Annotated in this window: 7 protein-coding genes; 3 read left to right on the forward strand and 4 right to left on the reverse strand. The window is 72.6% G+C overall.

Annotated features, from left to right (window positions below):
- The first annotated feature begins 4 nt into the window (after positions 1 to 4).
- On the forward strand, positions 5 to 667 hold the full coding sequence (gene def / locus ACZ63I_RS19805; RefSeq protein ID WP_469340250.1) for a peptide deformylase: 663 nt from the start codon (positions 5 to 7) through the stop codon (positions 665 to 667).
- A 24-nt stretch (positions 668 to 691) separates the two neighbouring features.
- On the opposite strand, the gene ACZ63I_RS19810 is transcribed toward def, so the two are convergent.
- Entirely contained in the window at positions 692 to 2,035 is a 1,344-nt protein-coding gene (locus ACZ63I_RS19810) for a lysine N(6)-hydroxylase/L-ornithine N(5)-oxygenase family protein (protein WP_469340251.1), read from the reverse strand.
- Between the two features lie 76 nt (positions 2,036 to 2,111).
- On the opposite strand from ACZ63I_RS19810, the gene ACZ63I_RS19815 reads away from it, so the two are divergent.
- Positions 2,112 to 3,071, forward strand: coding sequence for a methionyl-tRNA formyltransferase (locus ACZ63I_RS19815; protein WP_469340253.1), 960 nt, complete (start codon positions 2,112 to 2,114; stop codon positions 3,069 to 3,071).
- Here the strand turns inward: ACZ63I_RS19815 and ACZ63I_RS19820 are convergent.
- The 3 genes from ACZ63I_RS19820 to ACZ63I_RS19830 are packed head-to-tail and all read right to left on the reverse strand — an operon-like array spanning position 3,038 to position 5,988.
- Complete coding sequence (locus tag ACZ63I_RS19820) at positions 3,038 to 3,862, reverse strand: ABC transporter ATP-binding protein (RefSeq protein ID WP_469340519.1); 825 nt, start codon at positions 3,860 to 3,862, stop codon at positions 3,038 to 3,040. The genes ACZ63I_RS19815 and ACZ63I_RS19820 overlap by 34 nt on opposite strands.
- 19 nt (positions 3,863 to 3,881) lie before the next feature.
- On the reverse strand, positions 3,882 to 4,949 hold the full coding sequence (locus ACZ63I_RS19825) for a FecCD family ABC transporter permease (protein ID WP_469340254.1): 1,068 nt from the start codon (positions 4,947 to 4,949) through the stop codon (positions 3,882 to 3,884).
- A gap of 1 nt (position 4,950) precedes the next feature.
- The gene (locus ACZ63I_RS19830) at positions 4,951 to 5,988 is read right to left on the reverse strand and encodes a FecCD family ABC transporter permease (protein WP_469340256.1); all 1,038 of its coding nucleotides are present in this window, start codon (positions 5,986 to 5,988) and stop codon (positions 4,951 to 4,953) included.
- Positions 5,989 to 6,151: 163 nt separating this feature from the next.
- Here ACZ63I_RS19830 and ACZ63I_RS19835 point away from each other — a divergent pair, with 163 nt between their 5' ends.
- Positions 6,152 to 25,006 carry an amino acid adenylation domain-containing protein gene (locus tag ACZ63I_RS19835; RefSeq protein WP_469340258.1) on the forward strand — a complete coding sequence of 6,285 codons (18,855 nt, stop codon included), beginning with the start codon at positions 6,152 to 6,154 and terminating at the stop codon, positions 25,004 to 25,006.
- Positions 25,007 to 25,071 lie beyond the last annotated feature (65 nt).

Raw genomic sequence — 25,071 nt, forward strand, 5'->3', positions numbered from 1 at the left:
TCCTATGGTGGTTCGGATGCGGGACGGAGCGTCCCAGGCGCCCGGCGTGTGGGTGCAGGGGGAGCGGGTCGGCAGCTATCCGCGGCTCGCTCCCGAGGCCGGGCGGGGTTCGGCGCGCCGGATCACCGTCGTCGGCGAGGAGATCCTGAGCCGGCGCGCCCTGCCCGTCACGGAGTTCGGCGCGCCCGAACTGTCGCGGCTGATCGACGACATGTTCACCACGCTGTACGTGGCCGAGGGCGCAGGACTCGCAGCCAACCAGGTCGACGTGGATCTGCGGCTGTTCGTGTGGGACTGCACCGACGAGTGGGGCGTGCGCCATGTCGGGCACATCGCCAACCCGGTGCTCGACGAACTGCCGGCCGCCGAGCGCAGACTCCTCGACGAGGGGGAGGGGTGCCTGTCGGTGCCCGGCCCCTCCCGCACCGTGCCGCGCCCGGACCGCGCGGTGGTCCGGGGCTTCGACCGCGACGGCGACCCGCTGGTGATCGAGGGCTTCGGATACTTCGCCCGCTGCCTCCAGCACGAGACCGAGCATCTGCACGGCCTGCTGTACCTGGACCGGCTCGACCGGCGGGAGCGCAAAGGGGCTCTGCGCGAGATGGCCGCCGTCAAGGACGACGTCTTCGCCCGCCGGGCGGAGCGGGCGAAGACGCTGGGCAGGTAGCCGGGGGGGGAAAGGGAACGGGCCTCAGGCCGCGCTCCTCGCCGCACCTCGCGTTCTCGTCGTGTGCTCGGCGAGGAGCGACGCGTGGATCTCGCCCGCCCGTACGGCCGTGTTGGACAGCAGCGTCGAGGTGAGGCCGTGCGTGTGCTCGGTGCCGCCCTGCAGATAGATGCCGGAGACGACGTTCGGCGCGGTCACCGCGCGATGGTCGCGCCCCACCAGCGGCGCGTCCTCCTCGTCGCGCAGCAGCAGCTTGCCCAGTTCGCCCAGCCGCTCGCCGATGTCCGGCGGCCGGTAGCCGGTCGCGTGGACGAGCAGATCGGCGCTGAGCACGCTGCGTTCACCGGTCGGCAGGAACTCGACCGTGACGTCGATGCGTTCGTCGCTCTCCTCGACCTCGTGGATGCGCGAGACGTTGAGCATGCGCAGCCGCTCCCTGCCCTGCACCTTCTCCTGGTACATCGTCCGGGACAGCGACTCGATCAGGTCCATGTCCACCACGGAGTAGTTGGTGGCCCGGTGGTAGTCGAAGAGCGAACGCTTCACGCCGCGCGGGGCGTTGTAGTAGATGTCGACCGCCTCCGGGTCGAAGATCCGGTTGGCGAAGGGGCTGTCGTCCGCCGGGGTGTAGCCGTACTTGGAGAAGACCGAGCAGATCTCCGCCTCGGGGAAGCTGCGGTGCAGGTAGTCCACCGCCTCGGCGGCGCTCTGCCCGGCGCCCAGCACCACGGCGCGCCTGACGGGCGTCCCGCGCCCGGTCAGTTCGGCGACTCTCGGAATCAACTCGCTGTTGTGCCACACCCGGTCGGACAGCACGGTCCCCGGCGGCAGATGGGGCTCCATGCCGGTCGCGACGCAGATGTTGCGGGCGCGACGGGTGATCGTACGCCCGGGGTCCGCCGGGTCGCGGCTGACGACGTCGAACCACCGCACCTCGCCGTCCTCGGTGACCGGGTGCACGGACCGGACCTCGGCCCCGTACTCCACCAGGTCCGAGACGCGGTCGGCCGACCATTCGAGATAGTCGTGGAACTCGATCCGCAGCGGGAAGAGCGTCTTCTGGTTGAGGAAGTCGACCAGCCTGCCCTGTTCCCGCAGGTAGCACAGGAAGCTGAAGTCGCTCGTGGGATCCCGCATCGTGACGAGGTCCTTGAGGAACGACACCTGCATCGTGGCGTCGTCGATCAGCATCCCGCGGTGCCAGCCGAAGCGCGGTTGCTTCTCCAGGAATACGGCCTGAATCCGGTCATCGGGGCGGACTTGTCCGTTGTGTTCCTGAACTGCTATCGCGAGAGCCAGGTTTGACGGCCCGAAGCCGATCCCCAGGACGTCGTAGATGGTGTCCGGCTCACTGTGCAGTGTTGTCACCGCGTCATCGCCTCCCTAAGCAGCCACATGTTAGATAAGGTTAGCCTTACCTTGCAACGTCTGAGGAGGATTCACCATGCGGGTTGTCATGTTCGGCTACCAGACCTGGGGTCATCGAACGCTCCGTGCGCTCCTGGATTCCCGGCACGAAGTGGTCCTTGTCGTGACACACCCCAGCAGCGACCACGTCTACGAGAAGATCTGGGACGACTCCGTCGCCGAACTCGCCGAGAAGCACGGCGTACCGGTGCTGCTGCGCAACAGGCCCGACGACCAGGAACTGCTCGACCGGCTCGAGGAGGCGGCGCCCGACATCATCGTGGCGAACAACTGGCGCACCTGGCTGCCGCCGGAGATCTTCGATCTGCCGCCGCACGGGACGCTCAACGTGCACGACTCGCTGCTGCCCTCCTACGCCGGCTTCTCGCCGCTGATCTGGGCGCTCATCAACGGCGAGCGTGAGGTGGGGGTCACGGCGCACCGGATGGACGCCGAACTCGACGCGGGCGACATCGTGTTGCAGCGGGCCGTGCCGGTCGGGCCCGCCGACACGGCGACGGACCTCTTCCACCGCACGGTCGATCTGATCGAGCCGATCGTGACCGAGTCGCTGGACCGTATCGAGTCCGGCACCGCCAACTGGACCCAGCAGGACCGGTCGAAGGCCAGCTTCTTCCACAAGCGCTCGCTCGTGGACAGCCGCATCGACTGGAACTGGCCCGCCGAGGACCTGGAACGGCTCGTACGGGCCCAGTGCGACCCGTACCCCAACGCCTTCACCTACCACCGCGGCGAGCGGCTGCGGATCGTCTCGGCCGGGCTCTCGGAGGCCAACTACGGCGGCACCCCCGGGCGGATCTTCATCCGCGAGGGGGACGGCATCGTGATCGTCGCCGGTGAGCGGGCGCGGGCGGGCCGCAGCCGCGGTCTGCTCGTCAAGCGGGTACGGACCGAGGACGGCACCGAGCACGCCGCCACGGACTACTTCCGCACCATGGGCGGCTACTTGACGGCGACGGGCCCCGGCGTGTCGTGATGCCGGCTCATCGGGATGATCATCGGCGTTCCGCTGACCGGGTCACTGGTGACCTGGCAGCGGAGCCCGAAGACCTCCGCCACGGTTTGCGCGGTGATGACGTCGGCGGGGGAGCCCTGGGCGACGATGTCCCCCGCCTTCATGGCGATCACGTGATCGGCGTAGCGGCAGGCCTGGTTGAGGTCGTGGAGCACCATCACGACCGTGCGCTTCTCGTGCCGGTTCAGATCGGTGATCAGGTCCAGCACGTCGATCTGGTGCGCCAGGTCCAGATAGGTGGTCGGCTCGTCGAGCAGCAGCACCGGCGTGCCCTGGGCAACGGCCATGGCGATCCAGGCGCGTTGCCGCTGGCCGCCCGACAGCTCGTCCACCGGGCGGTCGGCCAGGTCGGTCATGGCGGTCGCGCGCAGCGCGTCGTGCACGGCCTGCTCGTCGCCCTTCGACCACTGCCGCCACCACGTCTGGTGCGGGGACCTGCCGCGGCCGACCAGGTCGACGACGGTCAGCCCCTCGGGCGCCACCGGGCCCTGCGGCAGGATCCCGAGCCGCTGCGCCAGCTCCCTGGTGGGGATGGACTGCAGGGCGCGGCCGTCGAGTTGGACGGATCCGGCGCGCGGCGACAGCAGCCGCGCCAGCGCGCGCAGCAGGGTGGACTTGCCGCAGGCGTTGGCCCCGACGATCGCGGTGATCCGGCCCGGCGGGATCGCCACGTCGAGTTTCTCCACGACGACGCGGTTGTCGTACGCCAGCCGCAGCCCTTCGGCCCGCAGATCGGGTCGGGCGGGGTCCACCGGGTTCGATGACACGAGTTCAGCCTCCTGAGCCGACGCGGTTGGCACGGACGAGCAGCCAGAGCAGGACCGGGGCGCCCAGCACACCGGTGACGACACCGACCGGCAGCTCGGTGTCGGGAATGAGCTTGCGCGCGATCAGATCCGCGCCGAGCACGGCCAGCGCGCCGGTGAGCCCGGAGGCCAGCGGCGGCGGCCAGGCGGTGCGCGCCAGCCGCTGGGTGATCTGCGGAGCGGCGAGCGCCACGAAGGCGACGGGCCCAGCGGCGGCCGTACCGAAGGCGATCAGGCCGACACCGGTGAGCAGGACGGCGAGCCGCACGGGCTGCACCGGCGTACCGAGCCCCTTCGCGACGTCGTCGCCGAGTTGCAGGGTGCGCATCCAGCGGCCGAGCAGCAGTGCGGCCGGGAGCAGGACGACGAGGGCGGCGGCCAGCGGACGGACCTGCGACCAGTCGCGGCCGTTCAGATTGCCGACGAGCCAGCCGAGCGAGGCCTGCGCCTGGAACTGGCCGCCGCGGGCCAGGAGATAGTCCGTGGCGCTGGTGCAGATCCAGGAGATGCCGATGCCGACGAGCACGATGCGGTAGCCGGTGGTCCCGCGTTTCCAGGCCAGTACGTAGACGAGCAGGGCGGTGACCAGGGCGCCGACGAGCCCCAGTGACTGGGTGCTCAGCCCCGCGTCCCACCCGAGGACGATCCCGGCGACGACGGCCGCGCCCGCGCCCTGCGTGATGCCGATCATGTCGGGGCTGGCCAGCGGGTTGAGCGTCATCGTCTGGAACAGGGCTCCGGAGACACCGAAGGCGATGCCGACGAGCAGCCCGGTCAACGCCCGTGGCAGGCGAAGCTCTTGGACGATGAGCCGGGTCCCGGGGTCGCCGGAGCCCACCAACGACCGCATGACATCGGCGAGTCCGATGTGGATGTCGCCGACGGAGATGCCGACGCAGAAGACCAGGAAGGTGGCGACGGCCAGTGCGGCGGTGACGGCCAGCAAGCGCGGCCGCAGCACACCGGAGACCGGCAGGGCGGCCAGCCGGAAGGTGATACGTCCTGGGGTGCGGGCGGGCAGGAGTCCGGTCATCTCACAGCTCCGCGAGTCGTCGGCGGCGGACCATCACGATGAAGAACGGGCCGCCGATGAAGGCGACCAGGATGCCCGCCTGGATCTCCACAGGGCGGGCCACGATCCGGCCGAGGATGTCGGCGACGAGCAGCAGGCTCGGTGCGAGCACGGCCGAGAGCGGCAGCAGCCACCGGTGGTCGGGGCCGATGCCGGCGGCCTGGGTGAGCACCCGCGCGATGTGCGGGACGACGAGACCGACGAAGACCACGGGACCGATGACGGCGACGGCGCCGCCGGTGAGGAAGGTGACGGCCAGCACGCCCTGGATACGGACGAGGCCGAGGCGCAGCCCCAGCGAGGCCGCCACGTCGTCGCCGAGCGCGAGGCTGTTGAGCGCCGGGGCGCTGGCCAGGGCCAGCACCGCGCCGACGGCGAGGAACGGCAGCACCTGCGTGAGCGCGTCGTTGTTCTGGTTGGCCAGCGATCCGGCCTCCCAGAACCGGTAGCGGTTCAGGGCGTCCGGGTCGGTCAGGACGACGGCGCTGGTCAGGGACGACAGCAGCGAGGTGACGGCGACCCCGGCGAGGGCCAGCTTGACCGGTGTCGTCCCCGAACCGCCGAGCCCGCCCAGCAGATAGACCAGCACGCTCGCGACGAGCGCGCCCGCGAAGGCGAACCAGATGTAGCCGTACAGCGCGCCGAGTCCGAACACGCCGACGGACAGCACGATGGCGAACGCGGCGCCCGCGCTGACCCCGAGCACCCCGGGATCGGCGAGCGGATTGCGCGTCAGCGCCTGCATGAGCGCGCCCGACAGGCCGAGTGCGGCGCCTGCGGCGAGGCCAAGTGCCGTACGGGGCAGCCGTACCGACCAGATGACATGGTCGATCCGGCTGCTCGGCGGGTGGCCGAGGAGTGTGTCGACCACTTGGCCGAGAGGCACCCGCAGTGCGCCGAGCGCCAGCGACAGCAGGCACAGCGCCACCAGGGCGGCGCACGGCAGCACCACCAGGAGCACAGCGCGAGGGGCTTTCGCCCGGGTCACCGAGCTCTCCACGTCATCATCCCTTAGGTTAGGCAGCCCTTAACTGTAGAGCAGGCCACCCGTGCGGGTGCTGGTGGGTGCGGCCTGTTGAATTAGGTAAACCTTACCTTAGTATGGCTCGAATCCGGCTCCACCGAGCCGGCACCGAACTGCTTGCTGGGGAGGCGCGGCCATCGTGTCCGGTATCGAAGAAGTCCTGGTCCACTGGCGGCACTTGCTCGACGCCTTCGCGCCGGAGACGGCACGTACCGCCACGGACGAGGAACTGCTCGCCGCCCGGGTGGCGCTGCGACACCGGTACAGCCAGGCACCGGACATATCCCTCGGAGAAGGGGCGGAATCGGTACGGGTCGAACTCGGCGACGAGCCCACGTTCCGCGAACTGACCCGGCGGGCAGGGGCGGCGCTGGCCGCCGCACGCGAGAAGGCCGTGGAGGTCAGGGCCTCGTTCGGCGCCGACACGGAGAGCGGCACCGACACCGAGGGCCACTACCGCACACTGCTGGCCGACGCCCTCGCCCACCCCGATCTGCCGGTCACCGAACTGGAGTTGACCACCCCCGCCGAACGCCGCCGGGTGCTCGTGGAGTGGAACGCGACGGAGCACTCCGTCCCCGCAGGCACCTGGCCCGCCCTGTTCGCCGACCAGGTGCGGGCGCGCCCCGACGCACTCGCGCTCGTCTTCGAGGACCAGCGGCTCAGCTACACCGAGCTGGACGAACGGGCCAACCGGCTCGCGCACGCCCTGATCGCCCGGGGCGCAGGACCCGAACGCGTGGTGGCGCTGGCGCTGCCCCGGTCGGTCGAACTGATCGTCGCCGAAGTGGCCGTACTCAAGTCCGGCGCCGCCTATCTGCCGGTCGACAGCGACTACCCCGCCGAGCGCATCGGCTACATGCTGGCCGACGCCGAGCCGGTCTGCCTCGTCACCACCGCGGCCGTCACCGGCGACATCCCGGCGGGCGAGGACCGGCAAGGCCCCGACGGCCGGGGCGGTATGGCGCGCCTCCTGCTCGATCTGCCGGAGACCGCAGCCGAGTTGGCCGACCGCCCCGCCCACGACCCCACCGACGCCGACCGGGGCGCCGCACTCACCACGCTCAACGCCGCGTACGTCATCTACACCTCGGGCTCGACCGGCCGCCCCAAGGGAGTGGTGCTCTCCCACGCCGGTGTCGCCGGGCTCGTCGCCACCCAGAGCGAACGGTTCGGCATCGGACCGGCCAGCCGCGTCCTGCAGTTCGCCTCACCGAGCTTCGACGTCGCCTTCTGGGACCTCTGCCTCGGACTGCTGTCCGGCGGCCGGCTCGTCGTCGTACCGGCCGAACTCCGGGTCCCCGGCACGGCCCTGGCCGACTACGCCAACGCCCACGGCATCACCTTCATGATCCTGCCGCCCGCGCTGCTCGCCGCCATGCCCGACGACGCCGTACTGCCCCCGGGCGCCACCCTGCTGGCGGGCACCGAGCGCGTCTCGCCGGAACTGGTCGGCCGGTACGCGCGCGGCCGGATGATGTTCAACGCGTACGGCCCGACCGAGGCCACCACCAACTCCACGCTGGGCCTGTGCGATCCGGACATCCCGGCCGGCGCCGTCGTGCCCATCGGAATCCCCGACCCGGGCACCCGCGCCTATGTGCTCGACGCGCGGCTGCGCCCGGTCCCGGCCGGGGTGCCCGGCGAGCTGTACCTCGGCGGAGCGGGTCTCGCCCGCGGCTATCTCGGCAGGCCGGGGCTGACCGCTGAGCGGTTCGTCGCCGACCCCTTCGGCGCGCCGGGTGAACGGCTCTACCGCACCGGCGACCTGGTGCGCTGGAAGCCCGACGGCAGGCTGGAGTTCCTCGGCCGCGCCGACACCCAGATCAAGATCCGGGGCTTCCGCATCGAACCCGGCGAGATCGAATCCGTCCTGCGCGCCCATCCCGCCGTCGGTCAGGCGGCCGTCGTCGCCCGCGAGGACCAGCCGGGCCTGCGACGGCTCGCCGCCTATGTCGTGCCCGCCCTTGACGCCCGGCGCGGGAGCGACGAGAACCAGCAGGTCGAAGAGTGGAAGGATCTGCACGAACTGCTCTACAGCGCGGCCGGTTCCGACGGATTCCGGGAGAACTTCGCCGGCTGGAACAGCATGTACGACGGACTGCCCATCCCCGTCGCCGAGATGCGCGAATGGTGTGACGCCACCGTCGACCGCATCCGTGAACTGGGCAGCCCGGGACGGGTCCTGGAGATCGGCGTCGGCAGCGGACTGATCCTGTCCCGGCTCGCGCCGCAGTGCGAGACCTACTGGGGCACCGATCTCTCCCCGGAGGCGACGCGGGCGCTGCGCGCCCAGGTCGACGCCGTACCGGAACTGGCCGATCGCGTGCACCTGCGCGCCCAGCCCGCCCACGACATGACGGGGCTGCCCACCGGTTTCTTCGACACCGTCGTCATCAACTCCGTCGCCCAGTACTTCCCGAGCGCCGACTACCTCACCGGCGTCCTGCGTGACATCTCCGCGCTGCTGGCACCCGGCGGACGTATCTTCGTCGGTGACGTGCGCAACCAGCGGCTGCTGCGCACCCTGCGCGCGGCGGTCGAGAGCCGGCGCGACCACGACGACAAGAGCGCCCTGCGCACGGCCGTCGAGCGATCCGTGGCCTGGGAGGGGGAGTTGCTCCTCGACCCGGACTACTTCGCCGCGCTCGAAGGATTCGAGGCCGACGTCCTGGTCAAGCGCGCCGCCCACCACAACGAGCTGAGCCGCTACCGCTACGACGTCGTCCTGCGCGCCCGTACCCCCGGAAGCGACGGCGACACGGCCGAACCCGGTACCGAGGAGCGGGAGATGGCCTGGTCGGCGCTCGGCGGTCTTGACGCCTTGGCCGAACTGCTCGCCGCAGGGCCACATCGGCTGCGGCTCACCGGTGTGCCCAACGCCCGGCTCACCGAGGACCTGTCCGCCCTGCGGACCCTGGACGACAGCAGCGGCCCAGCCGCCCCGGCGGCCGACCCCGAAGACCTGCGCGCGCTCGGCGCCCGGCACGGCTACCGGACGGCCGTCACCTGGAGCGGCCACGCCGACGACGGCGCCCTCGACATCGTCCTCCAGGCCGGCGAAGGACCCGCCGTCCGCGCGCCGTACCGCCCCGGCCTGGACTTCCCGCACGCCAACCGGCCGGCCCCGTTCCGCGACATCACCGCGCTGATGAAGACCCTGCGCGCACACGCCGCCGCAGCCCTGCCCGAGCACATGGTGCCCGCCGCCTTCGTGCCGCTCGACCGACTGCCGGTCACCCCCAGCGGCAAGCTCGACGAGAAGGCGCTGCCCGCCCCCGACTACGGCGCCCTCAGCTCCGGCCGCGCCCCGCGGGACGCCCGCGAGGAGCTGCTGTGCGCGCTGTTCGCCGACGTCCTCGGGCTGTCCGCCGTCACCATCGACGACGACTTCCTCGCCGTCGGCGGCGACAGCATCACCGCGATCCGACTGCTGATCGGCGCCCGCAAGGCCGGTCTGCGGCTCACCCCGCGCGATGTGTTCCGGCACCGCACCGTCGCCGCGCTCGCCCAGGCCGCCGAGACCACCGAAGCACCGTCGCCGGACGCCGCCGCACCGCGGAGCGGCCCGCTCGTCACGGTCACGGACGCCGAACTCGCCGCGATCCAGGGCGCCGAGCCCCTGGCGATCGAGGAACTGCTGCCGCTCACCCCGCTCCAGGAAGGCTTCTACTTCCACGCCCTCGTCGACGGGTCCCACCGGGACTCCTATGCCGTCCAGCAGGTCCTGGAACTGGCAGGACCGGTCGAAGGGGAGACGCTGCGCCGTGCGGCGCAGACGCTCCTCGACCGGCACGCCCCGCTGCGCGCCGCCTTCCGGCAGCGGCCCGACGGCAGCCCGGTGCAGATCATCACCGAGCGGCTGGCACTGCCCTGGCGCGAGGTCGACCTGACGGCGCGGGACGAGCCGGTACGCGGCGAGTTGGCCGGAGCGGTGGCGGCCGACGAGCGCGCCGTCCCCTTCGATCTCGCCCGGCCGCCGCTGCTGCGCTGCGCGCTCGTCCGCCTCGGCGCCGACCGCAGCGCGCTCGTGCTGACGTTCCATCACATCGTCGCCGACGGCTGGTCGCTGCCGGTGCTGCACCGCGAACTCATGGCGTCCTACGGCTCGGACACCCCGTCGCTGCCCGAGGTCGCGCCGTACCGCGACCATCTGCGCCGGCTGGCGGGCCTTGACCGGACAGCGGCGCGGGACACCTGGCGCGACGCGCTCGCCGGACTCGAAGGGCCGACCCGGCTGGTCGAGGCCCCGGCGGGGGACGCACCCGTACGGCCCGAGCAGGTGCGCGTCGAACTGTCCGAGCGCACCACCGCCCGGCTCGTCACCCGCGCGCGCGAGCACGGCGTCACTCTCGGCACCGTCGTCCAGGGCGCCTGGGGGCTGCTCGTCGGGCGGCTGACGGGCAGTCAGGACGTGCTGTTCGGCACCACCGTCTCCGGACGTGACAGCGAGGTCGACGGCATCGAGTCGATGGTCGGGCTGTTCATCAACACCCTGCCGACCCGGCTGGCCTGGCAGCCCGCAGAGACGGCGGCGGCGCTGCTGACCCGGCTCCAGGACGAGCAGGCGCGGCTCCTCGCCCACCAGCATCTGGGCCTCGCCGAGATCCAGCGGACCACGGGACATACAGGCGGCGGTGAACTCTTCGACACCCTGGTCGTGTTCGAGAACTACCCGGCCGACGCCGACCTGCGCGACCCCTCGGGCACGGTCCGGATCACCGGCCATGAGTTCCACGACGCCGTGCACTACCCGCTCGCGCTCATCGTGAAGCCCGGCCGCCGCCTCGACCTGCGGCTGAAGCACCACGCCGACCGGCTGGACGGAGCTGCCGTCCGCGCCCTCGGCGACCGGCTCTCCCGCCTCCTCGAATCGATCGCGGACGACCCGGCACAGCCCGTCGCCCGCATCGAACTCCTCTCCCCGGCGGAGCGGGCGGCGGCGCACTCCGCAGGCGCCGCACACGACGTCCCGGAGACCACCCTCGGCGCCGCCTTCGCCGAACAGGCCGCCCGCACCCCGGACGCCACCGCCGTCGTCTTCGGCGACGAACACCTCAGCTACGCCCAACTCAACCGGCAGGCCGAGGCGTTGGCCGACCGGCTGGGCGCGGCGGGAGCAGGGCCCGACACCGTCGTCGCCGTCGCCGTACCGCGCTCCGCAGAGCTGATGGCCGCCCTCCTCGGCGTACTGAAGTCCGGCGCCGCCTATCTGCCCGTCGACCTGGACTACCCGGCCGACCGGATCACCCATATGCTCACCGACTCGGGCGCCACCACGGTGATCACCACCACGGCCGCCGCAGGGCGCCTGCCCGTTGTCGAGGGGCTGACCGCGCTGCTCGTGGACGCGCCGGACGACCGCGCGGGCATCCCCGCAGCCGCACCGCCCCTGGCCACGCGCCGGGCCGCGACCGCCGACGACCCGGCGTACCTCATCTACACCTCCGGCTCCACGGGCCGCCCCAAGGGCGTCCTCGTCACGCACCGCGCCATCGTCAACCGGCTGGCCTGGATGCAGGGCGAGTACGGTCTTGGCACCGACGACCGGGTGCTGCAGAAGACACCGGCCGGCTTCGACGTGTCCGTGTGGGAGTTCTTCTGGCCGCTCCTCCAGGGCGCGACCGTCGTCCTCGCCAAGCCCGAGGGCCACCGCGACCCGTCGTACCTCGCGGCGCTCGTCGCCGAACAGCGCGTCACCACCCTGCACTTCGTACCGTCCATGCTCGAAGCCTTCCTCCAGGCCGACGACGTCACCGGCGACCCCGCCTGGGCCGGATCGCTGCGCCGCGTCTTCAGCAGCGGCGAGGCACTGCCCGGATCCGCCGCCGCCCGCTGGCACGCCCTCACCGGCGTTCCGCTGCACAACCTGTACGGACCGACCGAGGCCGCCGTCGATGTGACCCACCACCGGTACGACGCCGCGCAGGACACCACCGTGCCGATCGGGCGGCCCGTGTGGAACACCGGCCTTCGGGTGCTCGACAGTTGCCTGCGGCCGGTACCCGACGGGGTGCCCGGGGAGCTGTATCTCACCGGACCGCAGCTCGCCCGCGGCTACCACCGCCGCCCGTCGCTCACCGCCGAGCGGTTCACCGCCGACCCGTACGGTCCGCCGGGCAGCCGGCTCTACCGCACCGGCGACCTGGTCCGGCGGCGCGCCGACGGGACGCTCGACTACCTCGGGCGTACCGACCGGCAGGTCAAGCTGCGCGGCAACCGCATCGAACTCGGCGAGATCGAATCCGCCCTCACCGGCCTGGCCGAGGTGGCGCAGACGGCGGTCGTCGTACGCGACAACGCGCTCGTCGCCTACGTCGTCCCCGCGAAGGACGCCGCCCCCGACCCCGCCGCGCTGCGGACAGCCCTGTCCGAGACCCTGCCCGCGCCGATGGTGCCCGCCGGCTATGTCGTGCTCGACGCGCTCCCGCTGACCCCCAGCGGCAAACTGGACCGGGCGGCGCTGCCCGCACCGCAGGTCGAACGGGCCCCGGCGCGCGCCCCGCGCGACGCCAGGGAAAAGACCATGACCGACATCTTCGCCGACGTGCTGAAGGCGGACGGCGTCTCCGTGGACGACGACTTCTTCCTCCTCGGCGGCGACAGCATCAGCTCCATCGGGGTCGCGGGCCGCGCCCGCCGCGCCGGACTCGTCCTCAGCCCGCGCGACATCTTCGAACACCGCACCCCCGCCGCCCTGGCAGCCGCGGCGACCACCCTGCCCGACGCAGGACAAACTCCCGCCCCGGCACCGGAGTTCACCCTCACCGCCGACGAGCGGGCGCGCGTCGAGGCCGTCGCCGCCCCCGGCGCCGTCGAGGACATCTGGCCGCTCGCCCCGCTCCAGGAAGGGCTCTTCTTCCACTCGACCTACGACGACAGCGCTCTCGATGTCTACACCGTCCACGAGTCGTTCGACTTCGCCACCCGGCTCGACGCCGGCCGGCTGCGCGAGGCGGCGCGGGTACTGCTGGCCCGGCACCCGAGCCTGCGCGCCGGCTTCACCAGCGAAGGGCAGCAGCGCCCCGTCCAGTTCATCGTCGCCGACCCGGAGATCCCGCTCACCGAGGCCGACCTGTCCGCGCTCCCGGCAGCCGAACAGGAAGCCAGGCTGCGCGAGTTGCTGGACGAGGAGCGCAGCCGCAGGTTCGACCTCGGCCGCCCGCTGCTGCTGCGCATGCTGCTGGTACGGCTCGGCGACGAGCGCGGCGACCGGCTGGTCATCGGTCGCCACCTCATCCTCTGGGACGGCTGGTCGGCCTGGCTCTTCCTCGACCAGCTCTTCGCCCTGTACGAGAGCGGCGGCGCCGCCGAAGGGCTCGCGCGCCCCGGCTCGTACCGCGACTACCTGCACTGGCTCGACCGCCAGGACACCGGCGAGGCGACCCGCGCCTGGCGCGCGGCCCTCGACGGCCTCGACGAGCCGACCCTGCTCGCACCGGCCGCCGCGGAGCAGGGACTTGAACCGGTCATCCCCGCAAGCCTCGACGCCGTCCTGTCCGCCGGGGCGAGCGACCGGCTGCGGGACACCGCCCGCCGGCACGGCCTCACCCTCAACACCGTGCTCAACGCCGCCTGGGGGCTGGCGCTCGCCAGTGCGACCGGCCGCACCGACGTGGTGTTCGGCACCACCGTCGCGGGACGGCCCAGTGAGGTGCCGGACGTCGGGAACGTCATCGGGATGTTCCTCAACACCGTCCCCGCGCGCATCGCCTACGACCCGGCCGAGCCGGTCGTCGCCCTGCTGCGCAGGATCCAGGCGGAGCGGCTCGACCTGATGCCGCACGAATACCTGGGACTCGGCGTCCTCCAGGCGGAGACCGGACACCGCCGCCTCTTCGACACCCTCTTCGTGCTGCGCAACGCCGACACCGAGGAGCGGCTGGCCGAACTGCGCGACCGGCACGGCGCCACAGCGGTCGCCAACGTCGATGCCACGCACTACCCGGTCAACCTCGTGGTCACGCCCGGCCGGCAGATCCGGATCACCCTCGCCCACCGCCCGGATCTGATCACCGGCCCCTACGCCGAGAGCCTGCTGGCCCGCTTCACCCTGCTGCTGGACCGGCTGGTCGCGGACCCGGACGCCCCGATCGGCAGCCTCGACCCGCTGCTGCCCGCCGAACGCGGCACCCTGTCGGCGCGCAACGAGGCGAGCCGGGAGCCCGTACCGCAGGAGACCATCGCCGACATGCTCGCGGCGCAGGCGGCCCGCACTCCCGGTGCGACGGCGCTCGTCTTCGGCGAGCGGACCCTGACCTACGCCGAACTCGACGCGCGCTGCGACCGGTTGGCACGGCTGCTGATCGCACGCGGCGCGGCCCCCGAGCAGGTCGTCGCGCTCGCCCTGCCCCGCTCCATCGACATGGTCGTCGCGCTGTTCGCCGTACTGCGCACCGGCGCCGCCTACCTGCCGCTGGAACTCGACCACCCCGCCGACCGGCTGGCACTGACCCTGCGGGACGCCGACCCGCTGCTGCTCCTCACCACGAGCGCCGCCGCACGGAAGCTCGCACAGCCGGGGGAGAGCGGGGGCGAGAGCGCCGGGCAGAGCGACGGCGAGAGCGGGCCCGCGCACGTCCTGCTGGACGACCCTGCGGTCCAGGCCGAGTTGGCGGCGCTGCCGGACGCCCCGGTGCACGTCGAATTCAGCCTCGACCACCCGGCCTACGTCATCTACACCTCAGGATCCACCGGCCGCCCCAAGGGCGTCGTCACGCCGTACCGGGGCCTGACCAACATGCATCTCAACCACCGCAAGGAGATCTTCGGCCCCGCCATCGCCGCCGCCGGCGGTAGGCGGCTGCGCATCGCCCACACCGTCTCGTTCGCCTTCGACATGTCCTGGGAAGAGCTGCTCTGGCTCGTCGAAGGCCACGAGGTGCACATCTGCGACGAGGAACTGCGCCGCGACGCACAGGCGCTGGTCGGGTACTGCGAGACCCACCGGGTCGACGTCGTCAACGTCACCCCCACCTACGCGCATCTGCTGATCGAGGAGGGCCTGCTCGAAGGCCATCTCCCGCCGCTGGTCCTGCTCGGCGGCGAAGCGGTCACCGAAGCGGTGTGGAACCGGCTGCGCGACACCGAAGGCACCTACGGCTACAACCTCTACGGACCGACCGAATACACCATCAACACCCTCGGCGGCGGTACGCACGACAGCGCGACCCCGACCGTCGGCCGGCCCATCCGGGCCACCCGGGCGCACATCCTCGACGGCTGGCTGCGTCCCGTACCGGACGGCGTGCCCGGCGAGTTGTACATCGCGGGCGTGGGCCTGGCACGCGGCTACCTCGGCCGGCCGGGACTCACCGCCGAACGGTTCGCGGCCGACCCGTACGGCCTGCCGGGCGAGCGGATGTACCGCACCGGCGACCTCGTACGGCGCCGCCAGGACGGCGTCATCGACTTCCTCGGCCGCACCGACGACCAGGTCAAGGTGCGCGGCTACCGCGTCGAACTCGGCGAGATCGAGACCGTACTGGCCCAGCACCCGCAGGTCGGCCAGGCCGCCGTCGTCGCGTCCGACGACCCGGCCGCGCCCGGTACGAAGCGGCTCACCGGCTATGTCGTACCGGCCGAACTCACCGGTGACGCACGGCGGCAGGCGGAGCGCGAACAGATCGGCGAGTGGGAGGAGATCTACTCCGCCGAGTACACCGAGATCAGCACCGCCGTCCTCACCGAGGACTTCGCCGGCTGGGACAGCTCGTACGACGGCGCGCCCATCCCGCTGCCGCACATGCGCGAATGGCGGGCGGCCACGGTCGAGCGCATCCGCGAACTGGGGCCGCGCCGGATCCTGGAGATCGGCGTCGGCTCAGGGCTGCTGCTCTCCCAACTCGCCCCGGACGCCGAGGCGTACTGGGCGACCGACTTCGCCGAACCCGTCATCCGCAAGATCGCGCAGGACCTGCGGAGCCTTCCCGAACTGGCGGCCAAGGTCGAACTGCGCTGCCAGGCAGCCGATGTGACGGACGGTCTGCCGCAGGACTTCTTCGACACGATCGTGATCAACTCCGTCATCCAGTACTTCCCGAGCGCCGACCACCTCACCGAGGTCATCACCGGCGCCATGGCACTGCTCGCGCCCGGTGGCGCGCTGTTCGTCGGCGACGTCCGCAATCTGCGCTCGGCCCGGGTCTTCCAGTCCGCGATCCAGCTCGCCCGCGCCGACGGCGAGACCGATCCCGCCGCACTGCGCAGGGCCGTCGACCGGGGCATCGCCCTGGAGAAGGAACTCCTCGTCGATCCCGACTACTTCACCACCCTGGGCTACGGCGTCGACCTGCGCACCAAGACCGGGACCTACCAGAACGAGCTGACCAGGCACCGCTACGACGCCGTCCTGTACCGGCACGACACCGAAGCCCTGTCCCTCGCCGGGACCCCCGTCGTCCGCTGGCCCGGCGCTGACGCGCTCGCCGCCCAACTGGACGACGAGCGCCCGGAGCGGCTGCGCGTGAGCCAGGTCCCCGACGCGCGCACGACGGGTGAACTGGCCGCCATGCGCGCCCTCGACGAGGGACGGCCGCAGCGCATCGGTGCCCCGGCCGGGGGAGTGGAGCCCGAAGCGCTCCGGGCGCTCGGCACGGTACGCGGCTACCGCACCCTCACCACCTGGTCCGACGAACTCGGCCGCTACGACGCGGTGTTCCTGCGCGACGCAGCCGCCTCGGCGCCCCGGCTCACCGCAGACCTCTACCTGCCCGGGGACCGCACCCGTCCGCACGCCAACACCCCGACGGCGGCGCGCGGTTCCGGGACACTCGTACGCCGGCTGCGCGACGACCTGAAGGAGCGGCTGCCCGCCTACATGGTCCCGGCGGCCTTCGTCGTGGTGCCCGCGCTGCCGATGAACGCCAACGGCAAGCTCGACGTCCGGGCCCTCCCGCAACCCGAACCCGTCTCGGCCGGCACCTCGGGGCGCGGCCCCGAGACCCCCGAGGAGGAGACGCTCTGCCGGCTCTTCGCCGACGTCCTCGGTCTGGTCGCCCTCGGCGCCGACGACAACTTCTTCGACCTCGGCGGCCACTCGCTGCTCGCCACCCGGCTGATCAGCCGGGCGCGTACCGAACTCGGCGCCGAACTCGCCATCCGCGACCTCTTCGAGGCACCCACCCCCGCCCTGCTCGCCGCCAGGACCGGCGACCGCAGGCCGGCCAGGCCCGCACTGCGCCCGGCCGCACCCCGGCCCGAGCGGATCCCGCTCTCGGCGGCGCAGCGCAGGCTGTGGCTGGTCGAGCAGATCACCGGCGGCACCGGCACCGGCGGCGGAATCGCGTACAACTTCCCGCTGGTCTTCCGGCTGCGCGGCGAACTGGACCTGGCCGCGCTGCGCTCGGCCCTCACCGATGTGGCGGGGCGGCACGAGTCCTTGCGCACCCGGTTCGAGGAGCACGGCGGTGAGCCGTACCAGCGGATCGTCCCCGCCGACGAGGCCCAGGTCCCCTTCACCGTCACGGACCGCGCGGGCGAGGACGACGCCGAACTGGCCGCCTTCGTCACCGCCGCCCAGCGCCGCCCGTTCGACCTCAGCCGCGAACTGCCCTTGCGGGCCGAGGTGCTGAGGTGCGGCGCCGCCGACCACGTGGTGGCCGTCGTCCTGCACCACATCACCACCGACGAGTGGTCCGACCGGCCGTTCCTGGCCGACCTCAACGCCGCCTACGCGGCGCGCGCCGCCGGCCGGCCGCCGCGCTTCGCACCGCTGCCCGTCCAGTACGCCGACTACACCCTGTGGCAGGAGCAGCTCCTCGCCGACGTGGGGGAGCGGCAACTCGCCTACTGGACCGAGGCCCTGCGCGCGCTGCCCCACGATCTCACCCTGCCCCTCGACCGGCCGCGCCCGCCCGCCGACACGGCGACCGGACGCGCCGGGACCGTACGCGGGACGCTGCCCACCGAGGTCGGCAGCGCGCTGCGCGACCTGTCGGGCGAGCGCGGCGTCAGTATGTTCATGCTGTTCCAGGCGGCGACGGCTGCCCTGCTGCACCGGCTCGGCGCCGGTGACGACATCCCCCTCGGCGCACCCATCGCGGGCCGCACCGACGCGGCCACCGACGACCTGGTCGGCTTCTTCGTCAACACACTCGTCCTGCGCACGGACCTGTCGGGGGAGCCGACATTCGGTGAACTCCTCGCCCGGGTAAGGGAGTCGGCGCTGGCCGCCTTCGAGCACCAGGATCTGCCCTTCGACCGGGTGGTGGAGGCCGTCAACCCGGCACGCGCTGCCGACCGCAACCCGCTCTTCCAGGTCATGCTCGGCTACCACCACCGACCCGAAGGGGACCAGGCCATGCTGGGCCTGGCGACCGAATGGGCCGACATGGACACCGGCATGGCCAAGTTCGACCTGGACTTCACCTTCGTGGACCACGGTCCCGAGCACCCCATCGGCCTGCTGCTCGAATACGCCACCGACCTGGCCGACCGCGAGACGGCCGACGCCCTGGTCGAACGGCTGCTGGCACTGCTGGCACAGATCGCCGAGCACCCCGACCGGCCCGTCGCCGACCTGCGGATCCTCACAGAAGCCGAGAGCGTCGCGGCCCGAACCACGTGGAACGACACCGCCCGGCCCGTCGAACCACGCACCGTGCCCGAGGTGTTCGCCGATACGGTACGCCGCACACCGGACGCCACCGCCCTGGTCACCGGCGCCGGCCGGATGACCTTCGCCGAGCTGTCCGCACGCGCCGACACGCTCAGCCGGATCCTGCGCGGACACGGCGCGGGCCCTGGCGAGGTCGTCGCCCTGGCGCTGCCCCGGGCCGAGCTGGTTCCCGCCATCCTCGCGGTGCTCGCCACCGGCGCCGCCTACCTGCCCCTCGACCCCGAATACCCGGCCGACCGGCTTGAGTTCATGCTGGGCGACGCCGCCCCGCTGTGTGTGCTCAGCACCCGCGCCCTCGCGGCGAAGCTGCCGGACACCGCACACGAGCGGCTGCTGCTGGACGACGGGCCGCAGCCCGTACCCGTACCGGACACGGTTCCCGATGGCCCGACGCACCGCGCGCACCCCGAATCCGCCGCCTATGTCATCTTCACCTCAGGGTCCACCGGCGCCCCCAAGGGCGTGATCGGCACCCACCGCGGACTGAGCAACTTCTTCGCCGCCCAGTACCAGGACCTGATCGCCCCCGCCGAACGGGCCGCCGAAGGACGGGCGTTGCGCGCCGTGCACGCCGCGTCCTTCAGCTTCGACGGGTCCTGGGAACCGCTGCTGTGGCTGCTCGCGGGCCACGAACTGCATGTGACCGACGAGACCACCATGACCGACCCGGCCGCCCTCGTCGGCCATCTCGACACCTGGCGCATCGACTTCGTCGACCTCACGCCCACGTACCTCAGGGAGCTGATCCACCACGGCTTCCTGGCGGCGGGCCGGCACGCGCCCGCCGTCCTCGCCGTCGGCGGCGAAGCCACCCCCGCGCCCCTGTGGCAGTGGCTGTGCGCGCTGCCCGACACCGTGGTGCACGATCTGTACGGTCCGACGGAGTGCGCCGTCGACGCCTACGGCCTGCACGGCGGCGACGTACGGGACGGGCAGCGGCCCTGGGCCGCGCCGGTCGGCAACATCCGCGCCCATGTGCTGGACGCCGTCCTGCGGCCGGTCCCCGCAGGGGTGGCGGGCGAGCTGTACCTCGCCGGCGAAGGTCTGGCCCGCGGCTATCTCGGCAGGCCGGGCCTGACAGCCGAGCGGTTCACCGCCGACCCGTTCGGCGCGCCGGGCACCCGGATGTACCGCACCGGGGACCGCGCCAGGCGCCGCCACGACGGCACCGTCGAATTCCTCGGCCGCACCGACGACCAGGTCAAGCTGCGCGGTTTCCGCATCGAACTCGGCGAGATCGAGTCCCTGCTCACCGCCCACCCCGACGTCGCGACCGCGGCCGTCGTAGTACGTGAGGACACCCCCGGCGCCCAGCGGCTCGTCGGGTACGTCGTACCGGCGCAGGGACGCACCCCCGACCACGCGGAGCTGCGCGCGCACGCCGCCGCCTCGCTGCCCGGCCATATGGTCCCCGCCGCGCTGGTGACCCTGGAGTCCCTGCCGCGCACCGTCAACGGCAAGCTCGACCGCGCGGCACTGCCCGTGCCCGACGCGCCGGCGCCGGTGGCGGGGCGCGGACCGCGTACCCCGCGCGAGGAGATCCTGTGCGCCGAGTTCGCCGACGTCCTCGGTGTGCCGCAGGTCGGTGTCGACGACGACTTCTTCGCCCTCGGCGGCCACTCCCTGCTCGCCATGCGGCTGGTCAGCCGGATCAGGACCGCGCTCGCCGCCGAGGTGTCGCTGCGCACCGTCTTCGACGCCCCCACCGTCGCCCGGCTCGCCGAACGGCTCGGCGCCGCACCCGAGGCCCGGCCCGCACTGACCGCACGGCCGCGCCCCGAACGGCTGCCGCTGTCCTCGGCGCAGCGCCGGCTCTGGGTCCTCTACCAGGTGGAAGGCGCGGGACCCACCTACAACATCCCGGCGGCGTGGCGGCTGACCGGCACCCTCGACGCCGACGCGCTGCGCGCCGCCGTACAGGACCTCGCCACCCGGCACGAGACACTGCGCACGGTCTTCCCCCAGGAGGACGGACGGGCCTACCAGCAGATCCTCGATCCCGCCGACACCACGATCCCGGTGGTGACGGTCCCGGCCACCGAGGACACCGTCGCAGGACTGCTGGCACAGGCCGCGGACCACGGCTTCGAACTCGACCGTGAGCCGCCGCTGCGGGTGACCCTGTTCCACCTGGCCGACGACGCGTACGTACTGCTCGTCCTGCTGCACCACATCGCCGGCGACGAGTGGTCGGACCTGGCCCTGACCCGCGACCTGGGCACCGCCTACGCCGCGCGGTCGGCGGGCCTGGCCCCCGACTGGGCGCCGCTGCCCGTCCAGTACGCCGACTACACGCTGTGGCAGCGCGAGGTGCTCGGCGACGAGAAGGACCCGGCGAGCCTGACGGCCCGTCAGATCGCTTTCTGGGAGAAGGCACTGGCCGGCCTCCCGGAGGAGCTGGCGCTCCCCGCCGACCGGCAGCGCCCGGCGGAGGCGAGCTACCGGGGCGGCGCCGCCGACCTGTCGCTCGATCCCGAACTGGCCGACGCTCTGCGCCGGCTTGCCCGGTCCTGCGACGTCAGTATGTTCATGGTCGTCCAGGCCGCCGTCGCCGCGCTGCTGACCCGGCTCGGCGCGGGCACCGACGTCCCGCTGGGCAGCCCCATCTCCGGGCGCACCGACCAGCGGCTCGAAGACCTGGTGGGCTTCTTCCTCAATACGCTCGTGCTGCGCACCGACACGTCCGGCGACCCGACCTTCCGTGAACTGCTCGGCCGGGTCCGGGAGTTCGACCTGGCCGCCTTCGACAACCAGGACGTGCCCTTCGAACGTCTCGTCGACGTGCTGAACCCCGCCAGGTCGCTCGCACGCCACCCGCTGTTCCAGGTGATGGTCGTCTATCTGGCCGCGGGCGGCGACGACGCGGGCCTGCCGGGACCGCACTCGCGGCGCATCGAGGTCGGCCAGACCACGGCCAAGTTCGACCTGTCCTTCGACTTCGTGGAACAGGCCGAAGGCGGCGGCGTGGACGGGGTGCTGGAGTACAGCACCGACCTCTTCGACCCCGCCACCGCCCAGACGTTCGCCGAACGGCTGCTGCGGATCCTGCGCGCGGTCGCCGCCGACCCCGAGACCCGCTTCACCCGCGTCGACCTCCTCGGCGGCGCCGAACGCGCGCTGCTCGTGGCGGGCCCGCACGACCGTCCGGCACCCGCCCCCGCGACCACCGTGCCCGAGCTGTTCGCGCAGCAGGTCCGCAGGTCGCCCGAGGCCCCGGCGGTCGCGTCCGACGGGCTGGCACTCAGCTACGCCCAACTCGACGCCGAGGCCAACCGGCTCGCCCGGCTGCTCGTCGGGTACGGGGCAGGCCCCGAGCGGATCGTCGCCCTGGCGCTGCCCCGTACGGCCAGAACGCTGCTGGCCATCCTCGCCGTGCAGAAGACGGGCGCCGCCTATCTGCCGCTCGACCCCGACACACCGCCCGCGCGCACCGCCGAGATCCTGGCGGAGGCCCGGCCGGTCGCCGTGCTCACCACCCGGGAACTCGCCGGCGCGCTCCCCGGCGCACCGCCCGGTACCGCCGTTGTGCCGGTGCTGCTGACGGACGACCCGGACACCCTCGCCAGGCTCGCCGCGCAGGACGCCACCGACCTCACCGACGCCGACCGCACGGCCGCGCTCGAACCGCGCCACCCGGCCTATGTGATCTACACGTCCGGCTCCACCGGACGGCCCAAGGGCGTCGTCGTCACGCACGAGACCGTCGGCAACCTCTTCCACAGCCACCGCGCGACCCTGTACGAACCGGCGGTGGCCGCCACCGGACGGCGCCATCTGCGGGCCGGGCACGCCTGGTCCTTCTCCTTCGACGCCTCCTGGCAGCCCCAGTTGTGGCTGCTGGACGGCCACTGCGTCCATGTGGTCTCCGAGGAGACCCGCCGCGACCCCGAACTGCTGGCGGCGGCCGTGGTCGAGCACGGCTTCGACTTCCTCGAAGTGACACCGTCCTTCTTCGCCCAGATGGCGGAGACCGGCCTCGTCCAGGGCGACACCTGCCCGCTCGCCGTGGTCGGCGTCGGCGGGGAAGCCGTACCGCAGGCGCTGTGGGACCGGCTCGGCGGGCTGCGCGGCACCGAGGCGTACAACCTGTACGGTCCGACGGAGTCGACCGTCGACGCCCTCGTCGCACGGGTACGCGACAGCGAACGGCCCCTCGTCGGACGGCCGGTGGCCGGCACCCGCGCCTACGTCCTCGACGACGCCCTCCTCCCCGTACCGCCCGGCGTGACCGGCGAGCTGTACCTGGCAGGCGGCGGACTGGCGCGCGGCTATCTCGGCCGGCCCGCACTGACGGCCGAGCGGTTCGTCGCCGACCCGTTCGGGCCGCCCGGATCCCGGCTCTACCGGACCGGCGACCTGGCACGCTGGACGGCCGACGGACGCATCGACTACCTCGGCAGGGCCGACGACCAGGTCAAGATCCGCGGCTTCCGTATCGAACCGGCCGAGATCGAGGCCGTACTCGCCGACCGGAGCGACACCGGGCAGGTCGTGGTGACGGCCCGTCAGGACGGCCCGCGCACCCAGCTCGTGGCGTACGTCCAGCCCGCCGCCGGGCACGCGCCGGACCCCGCCGAGCTGCGCGGCCATGTCGCCGCGCTGCTCCCCGACTACATGGTCCCCGCGGCGGTCGTCCTGCTGGACCGGCTCCCGTCGCTCGCCAACGGCAAACTCGACCGGAAGGCCCTGCCCGCCCCCGACTTCACCGCCGCCTCCACAGGCCGGGCACCGCGCACCGACCTGGAGAAGCGGCTGAGCGAGGTCGTCGCCGACGTCCTCGGACTGCCGCAGGTCGGGGTCGACGACGACTTCTTCACGCTCGGCGGCGACAGCATCGTCGCCATGCAACTGGTCAGCAGGGCGCGGGCAGCGGGCATCCGGATCACCCCGAGGCTGGTGTTCCGGCACCGTACGGTGGCCGCGCTCGCCGCCGTCGCCGGCACACCCGCCGACCTGACGGGGGCGGCACGCACACCGGACGACGGCACCGGCAGCATCCCGCTGACCCCGGTCATGCACTGGCTGCGCGAACTCGGCGGCCCCTTCCAGGGCTACCACCAGGCGGCGCTGGTGCAGACCCCGGCCGCGCTCGACCGGCCCAAGCTCGCCGCCGTGCTGCGGGCGCTGGCCGACCGGCACGACCTGCTCAGGGCCCGGCTCGTACGGACCGTGAGCGAGTGGACCCTCGACGTCCCGGCGGCGGGGACGGTCGACACCGGCACCTGGATCGAACGCGCCGACGTGACGGGACTCGACGCCGCCGCACTGCGCGAGGCGGTCGCCGAACGTGCGCGGGCCGCCCGTTCGGAGCTGGACCCCGAGGCGGGCGACGTCGTCAAGGCCGTCTGGTTCGACGCGGGAGACCGGCCGGGACGGCTGCTGCTGATGGCGCACCACCTGGTCGTGGACGGTGTCTCCTGGCGGATCCTGCTGCCCGACCTGGCCGCGGCCTGGCAGGACGTCGAAGCCGGCCGCACACCCGAACTCGCCCCCGTCGAGACGTCGTTCGCCCGATGGTCGCGGCTGCTCGCCGACCAGGCCCTCGCTCCGGCGCGGGAAGCCGAACTGCCCCTGTGGACCGGCGTGCTGGCCGGCGTCGAACCGCTCCCGCTCACCCGGCCGCTCGACCCGGAGGTCGACACGGCAAGCACCGTACGGGAGTTGGCGCTGCGGCTGGACGCCGACCGGACGGGCCCGCTGCTGTCGGCCGTCCCCGCGGCGCTCGGCGCGGACGTCAACGACGTGCTGCTCACCGGCCTCGGCCTCGCGGTCGCGGACTGGCGGACCCGGCACGGCGACACCGCGCCCAGCGCCGTACTCGTCGACGTGGAGAGCCACGGCCGCTCCCAGGACGTGGCCGACGACGCCGATCTGTCCCGTACCGTCGGCTGGTTCACCAGCGTCTTCCCGGTACGGCTCGACCCCGGCGCCGTCGATCTCACCGACGCGCTGTCCGGCGGCCCTTCGGCCGGACACGCCCTCGCGAACGTCAAGGCGCATCTCGCCGCGCTGCCGTCCGGCGGCCTCGGCTACGGTCTGCTCCGGTATCTCAACCCCCGTACGGCGCCGGTGCTCGCCGCAGCCGACAGCCCGCAGATCGAGTTCAACTACCTGGGCCGCTTCGGGATCCCGGAGGCCACCGACTGGTCGTACGCACCCGAGGAGGACGACGCCGACATCGGCCCCGAGCCGGCGATGCGCGAAGGACACGCCCTGAGCATCAACGTCGTCACCGAGGACAGGGCGGACGGGCCCGTGCTCGCCGCCCACTGGTCGTGGCCGGACGGGGTGCTCTCCGAGGACGCCGTACAGGACCTGGCCGAAACGTGGTTCACGGCGCTGCGCGCGCTCGTGGACCACGCCCAGGCGCGGTAACCGCAGACCACCCGCCCCAGCTATCCGCCGCACACACTCACACACTCACACACACTCACACACAC

The sequence above is a fragment of the Streptomyces sp. NPDC087906 genome, from assembly GCF_055584925.1.

What these genes read in the sequence shown, in the direction of transcription:
- def (WP_469340250.1), top strand. Translation starts at nt 5, where the DNA reads ATGGTGGTTCGGATGCGGGACGGAGCGTCCCAGGCGCCCGGCGTGTGG.
- ACZ63I_RS19815 (WP_469340253.1), top strand. Translation starts at nt 2,112, where the DNA reads ATGCGGGTTGTCATGTTCGGCTACCAGACCTGGGGTCATCGAACGCTC.
- ACZ63I_RS19825 (WP_469340254.1), bottom strand. Translation starts at nt 4,949, where the DNA reads ATGACCGGACTCCTGCCCGCCCGCACCCCAGGACGTATCACCTTCCGG.